This window comes from Hymenobacter tenuis (assembly GCF_054780495.1).
The window spans coordinates 193841-213011 of the sequence record NZ_BAAGWF010000004.1 but is presented as its reverse complement, the minus strand read 5'-3'; the positions used below and the strand labels follow the sequence as shown (position 1 = coordinate 213011).

16 protein-coding genes and 2 tRNA genes are annotated in these 19171 nt (G+C 57.2%); 7 read left to right on the top strand and 11 right to left on the bottom strand.

Annotated elements, in window-relative coordinates; all coding sequences use genetic code 11:
* Positions 1-1188, bottom strand: coding sequence for a sensor histidine kinase (locus ACYVGU_RS14385; RefSeq protein WP_460613308.1), 1188 nt, complete (start codon positions 1186-1188; stop codon positions 1-3).
* A 274-nt stretch (positions 1189-1462) separates the two neighbouring features.
* Between ACYVGU_RS14385 and hemA the strand changes: the two genes are divergently transcribed.
* A complete protein-coding gene (gene hemA / locus ACYVGU_RS14380; RefSeq protein WP_460622637.1) occupies positions 1463-2734 on the top strand; it encodes a glutamyl-tRNA reductase in 1272 nt (423 codons plus the stop codon).
* Between the two features lie 131 nt (positions 2735-2865).
* Here hemA and ACYVGU_RS14375 read toward each other — a convergent pair whose 3' ends face one another.
* Positions 2866-3174 (bottom strand): ArsR/SmtB family transcription factor, encoded by a 309-nt coding sequence (locus tag ACYVGU_RS14375; RefSeq protein ID WP_044003755.1) that lies wholly within the window; start codon positions 3172-3174, stop codon positions 2866-2868.
* Positions 3175-3517: 343 nt separating this feature from the next.
* On the opposite strand from ACYVGU_RS14375, the gene ACYVGU_RS14370 reads away from it, so the two are divergent.
* Both ACYVGU_RS14370 and ACYVGU_RS14365 read left to right on the top strand, forming a co-directional pair.
* Positions 3518-4747, top strand: coding sequence for a Glu/Leu/Phe/Val dehydrogenase dimerization domain-containing protein (locus ACYVGU_RS14370; RefSeq protein WP_460622636.1), 1230 nt, complete (start codon positions 3518-3520; stop codon positions 4745-4747).
* Positions 4748-4860: 113 nt separating this feature from the next.
* A complete protein-coding gene (locus tag ACYVGU_RS14365) occupies positions 4861-6024 on the top strand; it encodes a mechanosensitive ion channel family protein (RefSeq protein WP_460622635.1) in 1164 nt (387 codons plus the stop codon).
* An 83-nt stretch (positions 6025-6107) separates the two neighbouring features.
* Here ACYVGU_RS14365 and ACYVGU_RS14360 read toward each other — a convergent pair whose 3' ends face one another.
* Together ACYVGU_RS14360 and ACYVGU_RS14355 are read right to left on the bottom strand one after the other, a co-directional pair.
* Entirely contained in the window at positions 6108-7010 is a 903-nt protein-coding gene (locus tag ACYVGU_RS14360; RefSeq protein ID WP_460613304.1) for a TerB family tellurite resistance protein, read from the bottom strand.
* A gap of 182 nt (positions 7011-7192) precedes the next feature.
* Positions 7193-9703 carry a hypothetical protein gene (locus tag ACYVGU_RS14355; protein ID WP_460622634.1) on the bottom strand — a complete coding sequence of 837 codons (2511 nt, stop codon included), beginning with the start codon at positions 9701-9703 and terminating at the stop codon, positions 7193-7195.
* Positions 9704-9854: 151 nt separating this feature from the next.
* Between ACYVGU_RS14355 and ACYVGU_RS14350 the strand changes: the two genes are divergently transcribed.
* Both ACYVGU_RS14350 and ACYVGU_RS14345 read left to right on the top strand, forming a co-directional pair.
* A tRNA-Val gene (locus ACYVGU_RS14350) sits at positions 9855-9929 on the top strand.
* Positions 9930-9953: 24 nt separating this feature from the next.
* Positions 9954-10028, top strand: a tRNA-Val gene (locus tag ACYVGU_RS14345).
* A 298-nt stretch (positions 10029-10326) separates the two neighbouring features.
* On the opposite strand, the gene ACYVGU_RS14340 is transcribed toward ACYVGU_RS14345, so the two are convergent.
* Positions 10327-11622, bottom strand: a complete 1296-nt coding sequence (locus tag ACYVGU_RS14340) for a hypothetical protein (RefSeq protein WP_460622633.1) — start codon at positions 11620-11622, stop codon at positions 10327-10329.
* A 207-nt stretch (positions 11623-11829) separates the two neighbouring features.
* Here ACYVGU_RS14340 and ACYVGU_RS14335 point away from each other — a divergent pair, with 207 nt between their 5' ends.
* Positions 11830-13458, top strand: coding sequence for a hypothetical protein (locus ACYVGU_RS14335; protein ID WP_460622632.1), 1629 nt, complete (start codon positions 11830-11832; stop codon positions 13456-13458).
* A 51-nt stretch (positions 13459-13509) separates the two neighbouring features.
* Positions 13510-14682, top strand: coding sequence for a GNAT family N-acetyltransferase (locus tag ACYVGU_RS14330; RefSeq protein WP_460622631.1), 1173 nt, complete (start codon positions 13510-13512; stop codon positions 14680-14682).
* A 15-nt stretch (positions 14683-14697) separates the two neighbouring features.
* On the opposite strand, the gene coaE is transcribed toward ACYVGU_RS14330, so the two are convergent.
* The 6 genes from coaE to ACYVGU_RS14300 all read right to left on the bottom strand — a co-directional run bounded on the left by coaE (position 14698) and on the right by ACYVGU_RS14300 (position 19114).
* Positions 14698-15291, bottom strand: a complete 594-nt coding sequence (gene coaE / locus ACYVGU_RS14325; RefSeq protein ID WP_460622630.1) for a dephospho-CoA kinase — start codon at positions 15289-15291, stop codon at positions 14698-14700.
* A 9-nt stretch (positions 15292-15300) separates the two neighbouring features.
* Positions 15301-16269 (bottom strand): YbbR-like domain-containing protein, encoded by a 969-nt coding sequence (locus tag ACYVGU_RS14320; protein WP_460622629.1) that lies wholly within the window; start codon positions 16267-16269, stop codon positions 15301-15303.
* A gap of 141 nt (positions 16270-16410) precedes the next feature.
* On the bottom strand, positions 16411-16728 hold the full coding sequence (gene yajC / locus ACYVGU_RS14315) for a preprotein translocase subunit YajC (RefSeq protein WP_460613297.1): 318 nt from the start codon (positions 16726-16728) through the stop codon (positions 16411-16413).
* Between the two features lie 110 nt (positions 16729-16838).
* Positions 16839-17360: a DUF1573 domain-containing protein gene (locus ACYVGU_RS14310; protein ID WP_460622628.1), complete on the bottom strand. Its 522-nt coding sequence runs from the start codon at positions 17358-17360 to the stop codon at positions 16839-16841.
* Positions 17361-17534: 174 nt separating this feature from the next.
* Entirely contained in the window at positions 17535-18539 is a 1005-nt protein-coding gene (locus ACYVGU_RS14305) for an isocitrate/isopropylmalate dehydrogenase family protein (RefSeq protein WP_460613295.1), read from the bottom strand.
* Positions 18540-18802: 263 nt separating this feature from the next.
* Positions 18803-19114, bottom strand: a complete 312-nt coding sequence (locus ACYVGU_RS14300; RefSeq protein ID WP_125436073.1) for a YtxH domain-containing protein — start codon at positions 19112-19114, stop codon at positions 18803-18805.
* Positions 19115-19171: the final 57 nt, after the last annotated feature.

The following is a 19171-nucleotide window of genomic DNA, read 5'->3' as shown; positions in this document are numbered from 1 at the left end:
TTAGCCATTCAGAATAACCCGGAAGGTAGTGCCGCGGCCTACCTCGCTCCACTTCACAAAGAGGCGGCCACGGTGGTAGTTCTCGATGATGCGCTTGGCCAGGGCTAGGCCCAGCCCCCAGCCGCGCTTTTTGGTAGTGTAGCCGGGCAGGAACACGCTTTCCAGCTTACTTTTCGGGATGCCTTTGCCAGTATCGGTAATGTCGATGGCAATCTGGGACTTGTTCCGGACCGGGCGGCGCAAATGGATGGTGATGCTGCCCCGGCCTTCCATAGCATCGACGGCATTCTTGCAGATGTTCTCAATCACCCAATCGAAGAGCGGAATGTTGACCTGCGCGGGCGTGTCGGTGGGTAAATCAGTTTTGATTTCAAACGTTACCTTTTTCGATACCCGACTTTGCAAGTAGCTGATAGCGTTCTGCGTTACCCGCAAAATGTTCTCGTCATTGAGCACCGGCACCGAGCCAATGTTGCTGAACCGCTCCGTAATGATTTCCAGCCGCCGGATATCCTTGCCCAGCTCCTCCACTATCGGCTCATCTTTAAACCGCTCCGACTCGCGCAGATACTCCTGCCAGCCCACCAGGCTGCTGAGCGGGGTGCCCAGCTGATGAGCCGTTTCCTTGGCCAGCCCTACCCACACGCGGTTCTGCTCGGCCCGGCGGGAGTAGCTGAACGCGAAATAAGCAATAACTGCTAGGCACCCAATGATGGCCAACTGCACCAGCGGGTAGTAGCGCAGCTGCGTCAGCAACGACGACTCTTTATAATAGAGGTAGTTGCGCAGGCCGGCTCCAATCTCAATCACGATGGGCGGGTGCTGCTCCTTCATGAGTTCAATCTCGCGGCGGAGGTAGCGAATGGAAACCTCCTCGGCTACGTTTTTGGGCACGTTCACATTCCGAGCGTCCACAATGTTGCCTTCCCCATCCGTCACGATAACCGGAATGGTGGTGTTGGCATCAATGATTTCATCGTAGAGAAAGGACAGGTTCGATTCCTCCTCCGTGTTGATGATGTAGCGCTGCGTTTTGGCGTAGAGGTCAATCTGTTTCTGTTCCCGCTCCGAGAGGCGCTGCACCAGAATGTTGGTGTATATCACGGTGGCGGCCCCAATGAGCAGCGCCACGGCTACAATGACGAGCTTAATACGGGATTTTTGATCGTAAATCGGGATGGGCAGCACGAGCGAAACAACGAGTGACTAGGTACCGGATACGGGCACAACCTCGGCGAAGATACGGTAGCACGCCCGCCAAGCGGCCGACAGCTGGCCGCTTTGGCCAAGTAATCGAATGATTTTTGTCAGTTTTAACGAGCGCCGAGGCCGGCTAACATGCCCATATCGACCTTCTACCGCAAATATTGCGTAATCCCGAACCACCCGCGTTTATCAACTGTTTTCACGCTAGCAATTTGTACTGTATTTTTGCCTCCTGATTCTCGCACTAGCAACCGCTATGCTCCATCCATTCAAGGCCGTTAGTCTATCATTCAAGAAAGCTCCCCTAGAAATTCGGGAGCTGATTGCATTGGACGAGGCCGCCTGTCGCCGCTTTCTCAATACCCTACGCCACGAGCTAGACCTCACGGACCTGCTTGTGCTGAGCACCTGCAACCGCACGGAAATTTATTATTCCGCTGAGCGCGACCAGAGCCCCGCTATCATTGAGGCGTTGGGCCAGCTCAAAAACCTGCCGGAAGTAACGGATTACTTTCCGTATTTCGATATTCTGGACCGCCACTCCGATGCCGTGCGTCACCTCTTTGAGGTAGCCATGGGCCTCGATGCGCAAGTAGTAGGCGACCTGCAGATCAGCAACCAAGTAAAGCAGGCTTACCAGTGGTCGGCAGATGCTGATGCGGCAGGCCCGTTCCTGCACCGCTTGCTGCACACAGTATTCTTCACCAACAAGCGCGTCCAGCAGGAAACCTCTTTCCGCGACGGCGCGGCTTCCACCTCTTACGCGGCACTGGAGCTAGTAGAAGAGCTGACGGCTGACGTGGCCAACCCCCGGGTGCTGGTAGTAGGCCTCGGTGAAATTGGCGCTGACGTATGCCGCCACTTCGGCGACAGCAAGGTGTTTCAGGATGTTACCATCTGCAACCGTACCCGCTCCAAGGCGGTTGAGCTGGCACAGGAGTGCAACCTAAAGGTGCTCGACTTTGAGGACCTAGTACAGGGCATGAAGGAAGCCGACGTTATCATCAGCAGCATTGCCCGCGACGAGCCGTTCTTCACCCACGACATGGTGGAGCGCCTGGACGTGCTGAGCTACAAGTTCTTCATCGACCTTTCAGTGCCCCGCAGCATTGCTTCTGACGTGGAGCAGGTACCCGGCGTGCTAGTGTATAATATTGACGCTATTCACAGCAAAGCTTCGGCTGCGCTGGAGCGCCGCCTTGCCGCCGTGCCGCAGGTACGGGCCATTATTGAAGAAAGCCTGGTTGGGCTGCAGGACTGGACCAAGGAGATGATGGTGTCGCCGACTATCCAGAAGCTCAAGAACGCGCTGGAGCAGATCCGCCTTGAGGAAATGGACCGGTTCCAGAAGAAAATGAGCCCCGAGGAAGTCAAACGCATGGACGACATCACCCGCTCCCTGATGCAAAAGGTGCTCAAGCAGCCCGTACTGCAGTTGAAAGCAGCCTGCAAGCGCGGTGAAGCCGACCAGCTGATTGATGTGCTGACTGATTTGTTTGACTTGGAGCGCCAGCCTAACGTAGCCTAACGGCTTGGGTTCGAGCCCAACAACACGCTAGTAACTCCCATAAAAAAGCCCACCTGCTACGCAGGCGGGCTTTATATTTTCAGACCGTTGGCGCCTTTCTTAACCCCAGGTACTACCCGCGGGCCGAGCACTTACATGGTGTCGCAGCAGTCTTCCAACGAATCGATTACGTCCAGCAGCTTCGGAATGGAGAGGGAGTAATAGATTTTGGTACCCACTTTAAACGACGACAGAATGCCGCGGTCTTTGAGGGTTATCAGGTGCTGGGAAGCAATAGCCTGGGGCAAATCCAGGGAACGGTAGATTTCCGTTACGGTCATCTTTTCCTCTTTGCCGAGCAGATCAACGATGGCCAGCCGCTTAGGGTGGGCTAGCACTTTCAGCATGGCTGCTGCCTTGTCTACTTTTTTAGATTCTACTCTTGAAAGCAATGGTTTCATATTGTCGTTACAACGGTGGTACTGGGGGAGGGTATGCAGGAATATGCGTAATACGATATTCCGCACCTGCATAGTTCCTTTTCGGTGTACCAGGGGCCAAAAAAATTTACAAATTCAGGGGAATTGCACCGGTGTTCCTTCTACGGAATACTAGGGGTAAAAGGTCAACGAAACCGCTTAAAACCTACTTAGCGGGTTGCAATAGCCTAGTAGTTCTCCTACTGCGGTGCAAAATATCGGGGGCCGGCGGGCTGCGTGGCGCTTGGCATAAACTTGTGGCCGCCGGCCGGGGCATTCTTACCTTTGCGCCAGAAATCTCCACCCCCACCCTGAATTCTTGCTGATGAAAGACCTGCTGGCCAAGTTTGAGAATAAACGTCCGGAAATAGTATTTGAATGGAAAGACGCCGAAACCGAAGCAGAAGGGTGGGTGGTGATTAACTCCCTGCGTGGCGGCGCGGCCGGCGGCGGTACCCGCATGCGCAAAGGCCTGGATAAGCGCGAAGTAGAAAGCCTAGCCAAAACCATGGAAGTGAAGTTCACCGTGTCGGGGCCGGCCATTGGCGGTGCCAAGTCCGGTATCAACTTCGACCCCCAGGACCCACGCAAACGCGGTGTGCTGGAACGCTGGTACCGGGCCGTTATTCCGCTGCTGAAAGCCTACTATGGCACCGGCGGCGACCTGAATGTGGATGAAATACACGACGTAATTCCGATTACGGAAGACTACGGCCTGTGGCATCCGCAGGAAGGCATTGTGAACGGACACTACCGCGCCACGGAGCCCCAGAAGATTCAGAAGCTGGGCCAGTTGCGCCAAGGCGTAGTGAAAGTGCTGGAAGACGCTAGCTTCTCGCCGGACCTAAGCCGCAAATACACCGTTGCCGACCTTATCACGGGCTATGGAGTAGCCGAGGCGGTTCGTCATTACTACGAGCTGTGGGGCAGCCGCTCGGTGCAGGGCAAGCGCGCCATTGTGCAGGGCTGGGGCAATGTGGGCGCAGCAGCGGCCTATTACCTAGCCAGCCAAGGTGCCCGCGTAACCGGCATCATCGACCGGGCCGGGGGCCTGATGAAGGAAGAGGGCTTTTCGCTGGAAGAAATACGGGAGTTGTTTTTGCGCCGCGAAGGCAATGCCCTGACGGCCCCTAATCTGCTCTCCTTTGAGGAAGTAAACCAGCGCATCTGGAGCAGTGGAGCCGAAATATTTATTCCGGCAGCGGCCTCACGCTTGGTTACGCGCCAGCAGGTAGAGCAGCTGGTAGCGGGCGGACTGGAAGTTATTTCCTGCGGTGCCAACGTGCCGTTCCAAGACCCCGAAATATTCTTCGGACCTACCGGCGAGTTTGCTGACGACCACACCTCCGTTATCCCCGACTTTATTGCCAACTGCGGCATGGCCCGGGTATTCGCATACCTGATGGAGTCCAACGCTGAAATTACCGACCAGGCCATTTTCCAGGATACGTCGCGCATCATTCGCTCGGCCTTGGAGCGCACGCGCAAGCAAGGCGACGCCCGCACCGGCATTGCCCAGAAGTCGTTTGAAATGGCGCTACGCCAGTTGGTATAGCTTGGCTTCCGGCGTGTGCGCAAGGTAGCGACCTAGCCCCTGTTTCGCTACAAACCCGTTGATCAGCAGACCACTAGCCAAGGCCTCGGCGCGTCAGCCCAACACCTCCGTATATGACCCTTCAGGAAATTCTTCACATCCGATTTCTAGGCAACAACATAGCCGCGTACCTATGGTGCGTGGGTATATTGCTGTTCGGGTACGCGTTCAAAACGCTGCTTTCGAGGCTGCTCTCGAAGCTGGTTTTCCGCTTTATCCGTAAGCGGACCGAAGGAGTCAGCGAAACTCAGTTTCAGGCCCTCCTGATTCAGCCCATTTCGGTGGTGGTGTTTCTGATTACAGCCTACTTTGCTTTTCAGGTGCTCAACTACCCCGTGCGCAGCTCTGAACTTACCCGCAACGAGCCCTGGCCACAGGTAGCGCTGTTCCGGATGTTTCAGTTGGCCGTATTCGGGGGCCTAGGCTGGATCGGGCTGCGCATCATCGACTTCATGGTCATCGTGTTTCAGCGCCGGGCCGAGGCTACCCCTTCCCGCCTCAACAACCAGCTGATTCCGTTTGCCAAGGATTTGCTAAAGGTGTTTGTGCTCACCCTCACCTTTTTAGTGATGCTGAGCCGCGTGTTTGGCGTGAACGTAACGGCCCTGATTGGCGGCCTGGGTATTGGCGGCCTGGCGGTGGCCTTCGCGGCCAAAGAGAGCCTAGAAAACCTGATTGCCTCCTTTACCATTTTCCTCGACCGGCCTTTTGCCGTGGGCGACCTAGTAACGGTGGGTGGTATCACGGGAACCGTGGAGAAAGTTGGGTTTCGGAGCACACGCCTGCGCACAGCCGAGAAAAGCTACGTCACGGTACCCAATAAAAGCATGATTGACAAGCCCTTAGACAATCTTTCGCTGCGCACGGCCCGCCGCGTGGGCTTCACGCTGGCCCTTAGCCAAAGCACCACTAGCGAGCAGCTACGCGCCATTGTGGACGATGCCCGCATCACTATCCAGGCGCATGCGCTGGTAGGCGAAGATGCCCAGGTGAAATTTGCGGCCCTCACCCCAACGGCCAAAGAGGTAACCGTACAGTACTTCGTAAACACCACCAACTACGATGAGTATCTGGATGTAAAAGAAGAGCTTAATTATTTACTGATCAGCCTAGTAGAAAAACATGGCGGCGACTTCGCTAATGCGGGCACAACGGTAGTGCAACTGGCTGGCCCTTTTGATGGCCAAGGTGCTAACCCCAATCCGGCAGCGCTGCCGCCAGCAGTGGTTGCCGAGTAACCGAGACCTAGCGTCAAACCAAAGAGGCCCTTGTTGCAGCTGCAACAAGGGCCTCTTTGTTCTACCTATGCCGTTAACTGCGCCTAGCGCCGGCCACCCAGCAGGCCGCCGAGCAAGCTGCCCATGCCGCCTCCCATCAGGCCGCCCAAGCCGCCACCGCCGGCGCTGCGGGGCTGCGAGTTAGGCTGGCCCCCCAGGCCGCCCAGAATAGACATCAGAGAGCCGAGGCCGCCGCTACCTACGTGGCTGCCTTGCTGCGGATAGTTGCCGTAGCCAGCCTGTTGCTGACCACCGCCCATCATTCCGCCGAGCAAGCCGCCACCCAGCAGGCCACCGAGCAAGCCGCCCATGCCACTGCTGGCCGCGCCACCAAGCAGGCCGCCCATACCGCTGTTGAGGAGGCCACCGCCGCCACCCATCATACCGCCTTGGCTGCGGCCACCCACTACGCGTGAAATGACCATAGGAGCTACTACCCCTAGCAGGCCGGCCATAAGCGCACCTTTCGGAATACCAACATTATCGAGCTTGTCGGAAATGCCGCTCAGGAAGCCTTGCTTGCCCGGGTCGTTGGCATCATGTGGCACTTGAGCCGCCTGGTCTACTACCTGCTCCAGCGCCTGGGTTTGCTGCTGGTTGATACCTAGATAGGCCGCAATTTTATTTACCATTTCCTCCTCCGTGTTGGAGTAGGCGCCATCGGCGCGGGCAAAGCTAATGAGGTCAGTAACCAAAGAGTACCGCAGCTCGCTGGAGCGCAAAGTGTCCAGATTGGTTTTGATGCTTTCGTTGCTGGCGTCCTTGGCCGCCGATATAACCTGCTGCGTGGCACCGCCGCTCAGGCTAGCCTGGTGCGCTAGCTGCTGCAAAAATTCTATTTCAGCCGCCGAGGCTTCACGGTCGGCAGAGGCTAGGCTGGCAATCACACTCAGGTAGGCAGCTTTCTCCTGGTCGGAGTAGTTCTGTAAGAGTTGCGTATCGTTCATGGTTGGAAAGAAAACAGGGTGGAGATAAACCAGATACCCTTAACGCAACCGTTCCGGATTGGTTAGCCTGCAGGCAGCCCCGGCAAACTATAGTCAAACAGCTACTTCCTATTCTATAAGCACCTGTCTCTCAAAGACAAGTTGATTAACCAACAGGCAGCAAGCTATTCCGTGCTGCCGCTTTAAAAGTCAAAATATTCACCTGTTTGTGGCTGAGCAGGCTTCTTGGCGGGCTTCTTCAGCTCAAAGTTGGGATGCGGGGCTGGGGTAGCAGCAGGCCTTTCCTGAGGCGCGGGGCTTCTAGGCCCGGGCCGGACCGCAACCGGCGCTGGAGCCGGACGGGCGGGGGTGGCCCGCTCCGGCCGCACGGTAAAGCTGCTTTCCGAGCCCTGAATGGCGAGGCGCAGCATGGGCCCTTCGGCGCGGGCCGTGGCCCAGGGCAGCAGGCCCGGCAGCAGCGGAATCCGGACGTGGTAGTCCATTTGCTGGTCGAAGGTATGCGTGCCGGTTACCCGAATCAGGGCGGCGGCTTTCACGTTGGAGCGGATGTCCATTTCAGGAATATAGACCGTGCGGCTCTGAATGTAGAGGCTGTTTTTCAACTCAGCAAAGCGCAAATGGCGTAGCGTAGCCCGATTTGCCACCAAGCTAAGCTTCTGCATGGGCTCAAAATTCAGCAGCTCGCCGTTGCGCACGGTAGCATGCACCTCTGCCTCTAGCCGGTCGGTGAGGGGCGAAAGGTGGGCATCGAAGTACGTATCAGCCTCGGCCGTAGCCGTGAGTGAGCCCCGCACATGACGCTGGGTGATAAACTGCTGACCGAAATCCTCGAACACGTAAAACAGGCTGTCGAGTGGCACTTGTTGGCAGCTCATGAGGGTGTGCGCCTTGAGTAACTGGGGTTGGCGGGCATCCACGGTGCCGCGCACACTGGTCCGGCCGCCGGCGGCTGTTAAGGCCAGGCCCGTGGAGCTGAACACTTGCCCCTGCAGGCGCAGGTTGCCCTGCAGATTTCGGCCTCGCAACCGCCGGAAGCGTACCTGCCGGGCACTGGCTTGCACACTAAACGCTAGGTTGGCCGGCACGCGCAACCCTTCCGCGCGCCCAGAGCTCCCGCCACTTGTCTTGCCACCAGAAGCGGGCTGATAGACGTACAGTAGCTGATTGAAGTCCAACAGATTAGAGCTCATTACCGCTTCCAGGCGCAAGGGCTGACGGGGCTTCAAGACCCAGCCAGCCACATTGCGCAACGTACCCCGACCCTGGAAGTCAGAGTTGCCTAGCCGACCGCTGAAAGCCGGTACCGATACATCACCCCCCTGTAGCTGCAGCCGGCCGTTCAGGCGCGTGAAGGGCTGGCGGAAAGCGCGCAGCTGCAAGTGTAGGTTGCGTAGGGTCAGCTCGCCGCTGGCCTGGCGGGCAGTGGGCCGGGCCCGCAGCTCCTGTAAGGTTCCGTCCAGATTCAGGGCTAGGGTGGCATCGCCGCTCGCCTGGCGCACCGCCGAAAGCGGGAAAAACCGAATGGCCCGCGCTACATCTACATCGGCGCGGAGCTGCAGCTGAAGGTGCGGCGCGGTAAAATTTTCCAGCCGCAGCTGCCCACCAAATGGGCGGCCGCTTAGTTGTCCACGTACGTTTTTCAGGGCCAGCACGGCCGTTTTCACGGAGTGAGCGGTGCCATTGTTGAACGAGCCGGTCAGGTACACGTGGTCGACGGCCTGCTGGTAATCAGGGTGAAAAAACGACGCATCCTGACACCCAAACTCCACCGCCACCCTAGGGTTGTGCTGCCCCGATAGCTCGCCGCGCACTGTGCCGCCAAAGTATACCGCGCCCTTGCTGCGGTAGCCAGCCAGCCGTTTGGTGAGGCGCGGCGGCAACAACGCCAGCACCGACTGGATATCGGTGCCGGCCGCATCACACCGCAGGTCTAGCTGAGTGGCAGCCCGATAGTCGACGGTACCGGCAATGGTGTAAGCCGCTAGGCCCACCTGTAACTTGGATGGCTGGATGGTAACGCGTTGGCTGGCCCGATCAACGACTAGTGTGGTGCCTAGCGTGAGGTTTTTAGCCCGGAAGTAGTCATCAGAGCCTAGCCGCAGGGTTTCTACCAGCGCGGCGCCTTCCGCAGCTACCTCTACCCGCGTGTCGGTGATACCTAGCGCTGCTTTCAGATTGGGCGTTCGGAGGGCAAAGTACTGCCGCCGCGAAGAGTCTTCGTACACGATGCGCACGCGCTCCAGCTGAATACCTTCCAGCTCAATAGCAAACGGTTGGTCGGCGGCTGAAGTAGCCGTATCGGGGCGCAGCACGAGGTAGTTGGGTTTGCCTTGAGCGTTGCGCCGCACGCGCACCACGGCATCGGCTACGCGCACCGCCCGAATGCGGTAATTGCCGGCTAGCAGGTCCCAGGCATCAAAGGCACAATACAGCCGCTTGGCCCGGCCTAGCTTCATGGTATCGGTGGGCAGAGAGCCGTCCATTACCACGTCGTGCAACGTCACGGACAGGCGGGGGAATTGGTCGAGCACGGATACTTCCAGCCGACTGGCCCGTACCGGCACCTGCAGGTACCGATTTAATTCTGCCACGAACAAGCCGATGATGCGATTTTGTCCGAGCCATACGCCACCTACCAGCCCGCCAAGCAGGAAAAACAGGGTCAGGAAAGAAATTTTCAGAAATCGACTCACTGCATGTATCCTCCTGAAACTTCTGATTGGTAATGCGTTGCCTCACTAACCGAGCGCGGCCCCAAAAATTTCTCTGGCCAAAGATGGCACAAAGAGTTGCGTATTCGAAAATGACCTCCCATATTTGCCATCCCAAACGGGACACGCCCATGGGAGATTAGCTCAGCTGGTTCAGAGCATCTGCCTTACAAGCAGAGGGTCACTGGTTCGAACCCAGTATCTCCCACTTTACTTTTTACGCGTACCCCTCGGGAGATTAGCTCAGCTGGTTCAGAGCATCTGCCTTACAAGCAGAGGGTCACTGGTTCGAACCCAGTATCTCCCACACTACAAGGACAGTCGGAAACGGCTGTCCTTTTTTGTTTTGCGAGGGGGTTGAGCGGAATAAAGCACCTAGAGCCTCGCGGCGGCTGTACAGTTATGCTATCCGGGCTAAGCCGCGCCACGCTTCAGGCTACGAAATTCTTCGAGATAAGATAGCCGATAAGGCCAGAAGGGTAAGCTGGCCTTCGCCAGAAAGCAGACCTAGGAGCCTTGGCGTGAACAGCCCGGCAGCCATTAGTTCAGGTGAGCACTATTTTTAGCAGGTTGCTGCTAGCCGCCGGTTGGTGATGGGGAAAGACCTATTGGCGCTGTTCTGGCGGCGCAGGGAGTGGGCGCCGCAACCGATGCCAGACTATAATCGGGAACAGCAGCATGGCCGGCTCGGCAAAAAAACGCCACCGAAAGCCCACAAAAAACACCAGGCTCAGCGCCCACACGGCTATGAGCGGCGTCAGGAGCAGGGCATCAGGCGCTTCAAAACGCAGCCCCCGGTAGTGGAAAATAGTTAGGAGCAGAGCCCCGAAAAAGGCTACATGGATTAGGGCCGTAAACGGGTTCCAGGGGGTACGAGGGGCGTCGGCAATGAAGTTCTCAGGTGAAAAGAACAGCAGAGTTTTACGAACCCAGAGCTGCGCTTCCTGCCCAGGATGGGTTGCTATCCAGTGGCGGGCTAGTCGGCTGCGGGCCTGGCTTTCCTGGTACTGGGTCAGGGAGTCGAGCTGCGGAATCTGGGCCCGCACGTAGTGATCGAAGGGCCCGGTGCGCTCATCCCAGTCAAACATAAACCGGCCGTTGGTTACGGAGTTATGACCTTGCAGCAGCTCAAACCCCGCCTGGTTGCTTAGCACGTACGCCCCAAACAAGCGGTGGTTTTTCAGCAGGATGGGCACATGCACCAGCCCTATGCCAAACAGCACTGTCAGGCTCAGCGCCCAAGCAGCTGCACGCTGCCGGCGCGCAGCTCGTCGGCCCATCATTAGGCCCAAGAACACGGCAAACAGCACCCCGTACACCGCCAGCAGGTATCCGCGTAGCAGGCAAGAAAGTAGCACTAACCCTGTAATCAGCAGACCATCGGGCAAGCGCAAGGGGCGGCCACTGGAAAGGCGCAGCAGCTTGTACACCACCAGGATTAGGAGAGGGAGCGTAATGTTCTCGTACCACCAGAAAGCTCCCACGTAGTACACCACTCCGGGCGAGAGAGCCCACGCGCCCGCCCCGGCCCACGCTAGGCCCGGCGAAACGCCAAAGTGCCGAAGAGTGCGCTGCACATACAAGCCTCCGAGCAAGTAACACCCGGCGGCAGCAGCATACACCAGCAACGTGAGGTAGTGGCGGGGCAACCCGGTCTTGGCCCACCCGATGTACACAAACACCGGAAACGTGGCGTGAAAAGCATCGGGTCGCAGGGTTTTGCGTACCGGATCCTGACTTACGTAGCCGTGGCCAGCTAGGTAGCTATCGGCAATGCGGCCGTTTCGGCGCTCATCATAATTCCACTCCAGCCCCGGGTTGAGGTGCAGGTTCAGGGCCAGCCGCAGCACCAGCAGAAACGCGGCTAGCAGCCAAATGTATCGGGGAATGCTACGCAGCACAGGAAACAAACCAAAAGTTGGCAATGAATTGCCGAATTTAGCCGCGTTTTATGGTTTGACCGCAGGGCCGCCTTTCTGCTGAGGCAGATGGTTGCTTTTCCAGGGTCCCTTGCCCCAAGGATATCCTAGCGGGCTATGCCCTGATTATCTGCGTCTGATATCCGCACCGCTTTTGCTATCTCTATACTAAACACGCCAGCCACCCTTATGCCTGTATCAACGTGGTTTTCCAACAACTCTAGTGCCGGCCAACGCTGGGTGGTGGGCCTGTTTTTTGGGTTGCTGGCGTTGGTGGGGGTAGCGCTGCACCGCGACTACGGCGTTTCCTGGGATGAGCCGACCGACCACCTCAATGGGCTGGTGAACGTGAAGTATATGGCCGAGCTGGTTTTCCCGGAGAAAGTAGGGCAAGATCCTTCCGTGCATCAGATTCCGCCCCTGAAAGGCTACCCCGACAATGACCATGGCGTCGTTTTCGAAATTCCGGTTACCGTACTCAGCTACCTGTTTACACATCATGATCCGCAGGCGTATTACTACATGCGCCACCTGCTCATCTTCGGCACTTTCCTGTTGGGCATTTGGAGCACCTACCAGATAGGCCGTATCCGCTTCCAGGACTGGCGCCTAGCACTGCTGGCCGCCTTCCTCCTGGTTCTCTCTCCGAGGATCTTTGCGGAAGGGTTTTACAATGGCAAAGACATCCTATTCTTGGGCCTGTTTACCCTCGGCATGGCTACGCTGGTTAGGCTGAAAGAGCGCCCGACTTACTTGCGGGCCGTCGTGCATGGTATAGCCATTGGGCTTGCCGTTGATGCCCGCATCCTGGGTAGCTTGTTGGTGCCGTTCACGCTTGGACTGCTACTGCTGGACTGGCCCTGGTTGGCCGCTCCGGAGCGGCGGCAACGAGTGCGCCTACTGGGTATCAGCGTAGCGGTTGCGGTAGTAACCACGGTGGTAGGCTGGCCTTATCTCTGGGAAAACCCCGTAGGCAATTTTGTAGCGGCCTTTAAAAGCATGAGCCACTTTAAGTGGATCATGACCAATTACTATTTCGGTCAGGCCTATAAAGCCAATGAACTGCCGTGGCATTACATTCCTGTCTGGATTATTCTTACCACTCCCGTTTCATACGTTTTGGCCGCATGTATAGGGGTAGTAGCCGTAACTGTCCATGGTAGTAGAGCCGGCTGGCTGACACTTCGGAATCCGGCAACGCAGCTCGACCTACTCTTGCTTGGCTGGTTACTAGGCCCTATCCTGCTGGTAATCATTTTGCACTCGTCGCTTTATGATACCTGGCGGCACTTGTATTTTGTGTACCCAGCGTTGGTGTTGCTGGCCGTGCGGGGCCTTGTAGCCTTAGCGGGCGTAGCGCGGCAACACCCTTCCTGGCGTAACCTGGCGCTAGGCATGAGTCTACTGGCCAGCCTCGAAACCCTGTATACCTTTGTACGCATGGTTCGGATGCACCCTTTCCAGAACCTGTACTATAGCTTCCTGCCCGCCCACATGGTAGAGGCCTTATTTGAGCGCGACCATTGGGGTCTCACTTACCGCCGAGGCTTAGAATGGGCGCTCCAACATCAGCCTCAGGGGCCTCTTAAGTTTAGTGCCCGCTGGCCGCTATCGGCTCCAGTTTACACGAATAGCCTCATTCTGAAACCTGAACAGCGCCAGCGCATTCAATACCTGCCGCTGGAGCAGGCCGATTATTTCATTACCTCCTACCGCTGGCACCCGCAGTCCTACAGAGATTCTGTAGGCAGTGAAATTTATACGCTGCGGGTAGAGGGCATCAAGGTCCTTTCTATTTTCCGACTACCCCGCCCGTAAGCGCCAACTGCTTTTCTTTGCCGGGCTTGCGTTTTTCTGCTTCCTTTCTGTATGCCTTTACTTGAAGTCACGACCCCTGAGTACCGCCGTCAGTTCCTGGATTTGCCCTTCCGCATTTACCAGAACCATCCGAACTGGATTGGTCCGCTCGACCACGAGATTGAAGCCGTTTTCGACCCGAAGCGCAACCATAACTTTGCCCACGGCGAGGCCATCCGCTGGATACTTACCAGCCCTGCCGGCGAGGTTATTGGGCGGGTAGCTGCCTTTATCAACCACCAAACCCCGCAAACCGACCCAACGCTGCCGGTAGGCGGAATGGGCTTTTTTGAGTGTATTGAGGATCAGCAGGCCGCTAATGAATTGTTTGAGGCCAGCCGCTTGTGGCTAAGCCAGCGCGGCCTGGCCGCTATGGATGGCCCCATTAATTTCGGTGAGCGGGACCGGTTTTGGGGACTCCTGACGGCGGGCTTCACCGAGCCTAACTATGGCATGTTTTACCATGCCCCGTATTATCAGCAGCTGTTTGAGAACTACGGCTTTCAGGTGTATTTCAAGCAGTATACCTGCTACCGGGAGGTAGCCACGCCTTTGCACGAAACCTTTGGGCGGGCCATGGAGAAATATGCCCAGCAGTACCCTACGTTTCGGTTTGAGCACGCGAGCAAGCGCAAGGCCGAAAAACTAGCCCAAGACTTTCACCACGTGTATAACCTGGCTTGGGCCAACCACAGCGGCATCAACCCCATGCCGCTGGACAAAGCCCGGGAGTTGGTGCGCGAGATGAAGCCCGTGCTGGATGAGCGCCTGCTGTGGTTTGCCTACCACAACGACGAGCCCATTGCCTTCTTTGTAAGCCTGCCCGAGCTCAACCAGATTTTCAAGCACATTGGCCGCAAATTTGGCCTAGTCGGTAAGCTGCGTTTCCTGTGGGAAAAGCGCAAATACATGCAGCGAACCGACAAAAAACTGTTCGGCGTTATTTTCGGGGTAGTGCCCGAGTGGCAAGGCAAAGGCATAGAGTCTGCCATGATGGTGCATGCCCGCGCTCAGTTTATGCGCGCCGGCTACCACGATATTGAAATGAACTGGATCGGCGACTTCAACCCGCGTATGCTGGCCCTTACCCGCTCCATTGGCGCCCGCATCTATAAAACCCACATCACATACCGCTACCTCTTTGACCGCACCCGGCCCTTTGAAAGAAGCCCCATCATTCGGTAAGGCGCCTAGCCCTGCTCAGCCTTTGAACTCCGCATTCAGGGTAAGTACCTGTGGAATAAGCAGGTGCTGGTCGTCGTTGTAGATGACGTAGTCGGCCCGTTGCAGCTTTTCTTCCTCGCTCATTTGCTTACCGATGATGTTCTGAATGTCATCGGGGGTGCGGTGCGGGTCGCGGTGCAGCACCCGGGCCTGCCGGATTTCCAGCGGGGCATACACGGTAATGATGCGGTCAAGCTGCCGGTACGCGCCAGATTCGTAGAGCAGGGCGGCTTCCTTCATCAGGTAGGGGTAGCCTTCAGCCTGCCGGGCTGCGGCCCAATCCTCAAAGTCGTGGCCTACGTGGGGATGTACCAGGCTGTTGAGGCGGGCCAACTGCGCAGGATCAGTAAAGACCTTCTGCGCCAAGTAGCTGCGCTTAAGCTGCCCGTGCGTATCGAAGGTTTCGGATCCGAAAGCAGCTAGTAGCTCGTCGCGAAGCTGGGTATTGTGCGCCATTACCCATTTGGCGCGCGCATCGGAGTCGTAGATGGGGGCGCCCAGCACCTGAAACAGCTTGCATACTACGCTTTTGCCGGAGCCAATACCGCCCGTAATTCCTATTTTCAGCATGCCGAAAGGTTATTCTTGCGCCGTTGAAGTTACCCGAACGCCGGGCGTAAGCAGCAGATAGCCTCGGGCCTGCACTGGTTTTTCAGCCAGAAAAGGCCGCAGGCTGGAGTCGCGGTTGATGAACTGCCCGTAGTGCAGCTGCACACGCACCTGCTCTGGTTTAAAGCCCGCGGTATCCTCCGGAAAGAACTGGAGCCGAACCCGCACGGTGGCCGGCGAAAACTTATACTCATGCCCAGCCGGAGCATCAAGCAGTTCCGGTACTACCTGCACGGGTACCGTCACGACGGGGCGCCGCAGCAGCCGCACGCGCACATCCTGCACGTTGGTTTGCACGAGGTCGGGGCCGCCAATAGGAACTTGTATATCGCCGGTTGAGGAGCCGGCCGGGGCCTGAGGCAGGTGCACCGGATACGGGCTGGGCAGCGTATTCACCTTGCCCGCCGGCCCCCGAAACACAATACTATCTGGCTCAAAGCGGGCCGCATAGGGCAGCGCAGCCCCATCGGCGGCCGGGCTCAGTCCTAACGCCAGCTTGCGGCTCACCAAGCGGTCAAATTCCACCCAAAGCGTATCGGCAATCAGGTAATTGTATTGGAGCCCATCCATGGCCTGCTGCAGGGCCGGCCGCAGCATGCGGCTGGTTACGTACCTAGTGGTTGGCAGCGCACCCAGCAGCAGCTCGGCTGGCTTTACATCCAGCATGAGTTGGCGCCGCAGCAGTTTCCAGCCTCGACCCGTCACGTTTACCTGCACTTCTTTCGGGAGCGGCTTCACCGGAATGAAACGGCTTTCATCGTAGCGCCACGCAATAGGGTACGCAATGCGGGTGGTATACGTCTTGTTGAAGGCGTTTAGCAGCCAGAACGTACTGGCCGCCAGAAAGCACGCCGTTACGGCCCGCCAATAGCTCCGCTCCTGCCCAAAAAACGGGTTTACAAACCAGCGCAGCAAACGGTCAGGACGAGCAGACGACACGAGGCGGAAAGCTTAAGAAGAACAAAGAAGGCACTAGTTGCCCCCAGCAGGTTGCGCTTACCCGGGCCCTAGCGGGCTCCTAGCCAAGGTAGCAACCGGAACCCGTCAGCAAGCGGTTTGAGCCAGCAGCAGACCTAGTACCTAGGCAGCGGGAGCAGAATTTTTGCTGGCTACTTCGCGGGCAATGGCCGAACGGTCGAAGCGCAGACGTACGCCCTTATCTACCTCAATCGTAACGGTGTCCTCGTTCAGGTCGACTACTTTCCCGTGCAGCCCACCCATGGTAACCACGTTCGAGCCCTTGCCCAGTGATGCCCGGAAAGCCTTAGCTTCGGCGGCGCGGCGCTGCTGGGGCCGGATCATGAAGAAGTACATCACGATGACCATACCAACTAGGGGAAGGTAGGAAATCAGGCCATTAGCGCCGGAAGCAGCTTGGAGTAAAAGCGTAGCAAGCATAGAAAGAGGAATATACGGAAAAGAAAAGCGCTGAAAAACAGAAAGTTGAAGGGCAGCCGGCCCGGGCCGTACTACTCCTCAACTTTTAGTAGTTAGCGTCTGAAGTTACCCTAGCGCGTAGGACCGTTGGTGCTCTCGGGCAGGATGTTGGCCTTAATTACCACTTTCGTGATGGTAGGCTGCGTGTTGGCCTGGATGGCTACTTCTTTGTTCTGGATGCCGGTTTTGCCTTGCGAGTCAAACTGCACATCAATGGTGCCTTTGGCGCCGGGCGCAATCGGCTCTTTGGTCCAGTTAGGGGTAGTGCAGCCGCAGGAAGCCGTTGCGTTTTCAATCAGCAGCGGCGACTTGCCCGTGTTGGTGAACTCAAACGTGTGTTTTACCACTTGGCCGGGCTTGATGTCGCCGAAATCGTGGTCGGCTACGGCGAAGGTCATCACCGGGGCGTTGGGGTTCGGAGCTTCCGTTTCGCCGGTTACGTTCGGGTTGTCTACTACCGGGTTAGCTACCGCCTCGCTGGCGTTGGCAGCGGCCGCGTTCATGCCCTCGGCACCTACCTCAGCCTTGTTGTTATTGCAGGCGCCCAGCAGCACGCCCGACAGCAGGAAAGCAGAAAAAAGATTGCGTTTCATGTTGAGTAAAAAAAGAAGCTACGGCCTGTTATGTCAGCAGCTTATTGAAAACGATTTACGTGGTGAAAGTACGGCATAATTCCTTGCCTACGGAAGCCCTCCGCCAGGCCGTAACACAACAGCACATGCGTTTGTGCCAGGGCCTAGCGGAAAGCTTCTGCTACTCTCAACCTACTAGTGGCTCAGGTTGTTGATGATGGCCTGCGCAAACTCAGTGGTGGTTGCCGTGCCGCCCAGGTCGCCGGTGCACTTGGCTTTGTCTTTCAGGGTCAGCTCCAGTGCTTTTTCAATCTTGTCGGCGTACGTGTGCTCGCCAATGTGGTGCAGCATCATCAGGGCCGAACGCAGCAGCGCCGTTGGGTTGGCTTTGCCCTGGCCGGCAATGTCAGGAGCCGAGCCGTGCACGGCCTCGAAGATGGCCATATCGTCGCCGATGTTCGCGCCAGCTACTACCCCTAGTCCGCCTACCAAACCAGCGCACAGGTCCGACAGGATGTCGCCGAACAGGTTGGTGGTTACAATCACATCGAACTGCTCTGGCTTGGTAACCAGCTGCATGCACATGTTGTCGATGATTTTTTCTTCGTACTGCACCTGGGGAAACTCGCGAGCAGCTTCCTGGGCAGCATCCAGCATGATTTTGCCGGGCACTTTCAGGATGTTGGCTTTGTGGGCCAGCGTTACCTTTTTGCGGCCATGCTTGGCAGCATACGCAAACGCCGCGCGGCAAATTTTACGGGCACCCGAAATGGTTACACGGGCAATAGAATCACCGATGCCGTTCTGCTCGTCGAAAATTTCGAGGCCGGCGTACAGGCCTTCCGTGTTTTCACGAAACAGCACTAGGTCAATATTTGAATAGCGCGTCTCGATGCCTTCCGTGGTTTTGGCCGGACGTACGTTCTGGTAGAGGTCGTACTTCTGGCGCAGCGTTACGTTGATGCTGCGGAAGCCTTTGCCTACGGGGGTAGTGATGGGGCCTTTCAGCGCCACCCGGTTTTTCTCCAACGACGTGAGCAGCGCCTGCGGAATCAGCTCACCCGACTGGTCGAAGGTGGTTTGGCCTGCGTTCTGCTCCTCCCATTGCACCGGCACCTGTGCCGCCGCGAAAATATCGGTTACTGCTTTCGTGATTTCGGGGCCAATGCCGTCGCCGGGAATAAGAGTGATGAGATGCATTCTATTGAGTTGGGTTAATGAGCAATTCTGGGTGCGGGCGGGGCCGCAGCAGGTTTGTAGCCTATTCTGGGGTAGCGTTTGCTGCGCCGCCAGAAGCCACCTGAAGTACCTTTCTGGTAGTGCCGTCGGTAGGCTGCCGGCACCCCATAATGTTGTACAAATGTACCTACCAATGGCGGGTACTAAAAATGAAGATGTGCTGAAATGCTGCCGGCAGGTATCTGCCAATCAGCACTTCAGCACATCCAGTATTCAGCGCATCCCTAAACTGTTTTCCGGGAGTTGATCTGGTTAATAAGCTGATCAACATCGCCAAGCAGCTGCTCGGCTTTGCTCTTAGCATCCTGAATCACGCGCTGGCCTTCGCTTTTTGCGGAGCTGGGGCCCTGGTCGGTGCGGCTGGTTACTAGGTTCTCGGTCAGGTCAGCCAGCGTTTCGCGGTACTTTTCCAGCTGATAGCTCAGCCAGCTACGCGTTTCGCGGCCTTTTTCAGGTGCGTAAAGTAGTCCGATAACGGCCCCGGTGAGGGCGCCGCCGGCAAAGCAAAGGATGCCGGTAGTGGTTTTGCTACCCATGATGAACAGAAATGAGTACGGAGGGTGAGAAGTGAGACAGGGAGTATGAGTAGATAC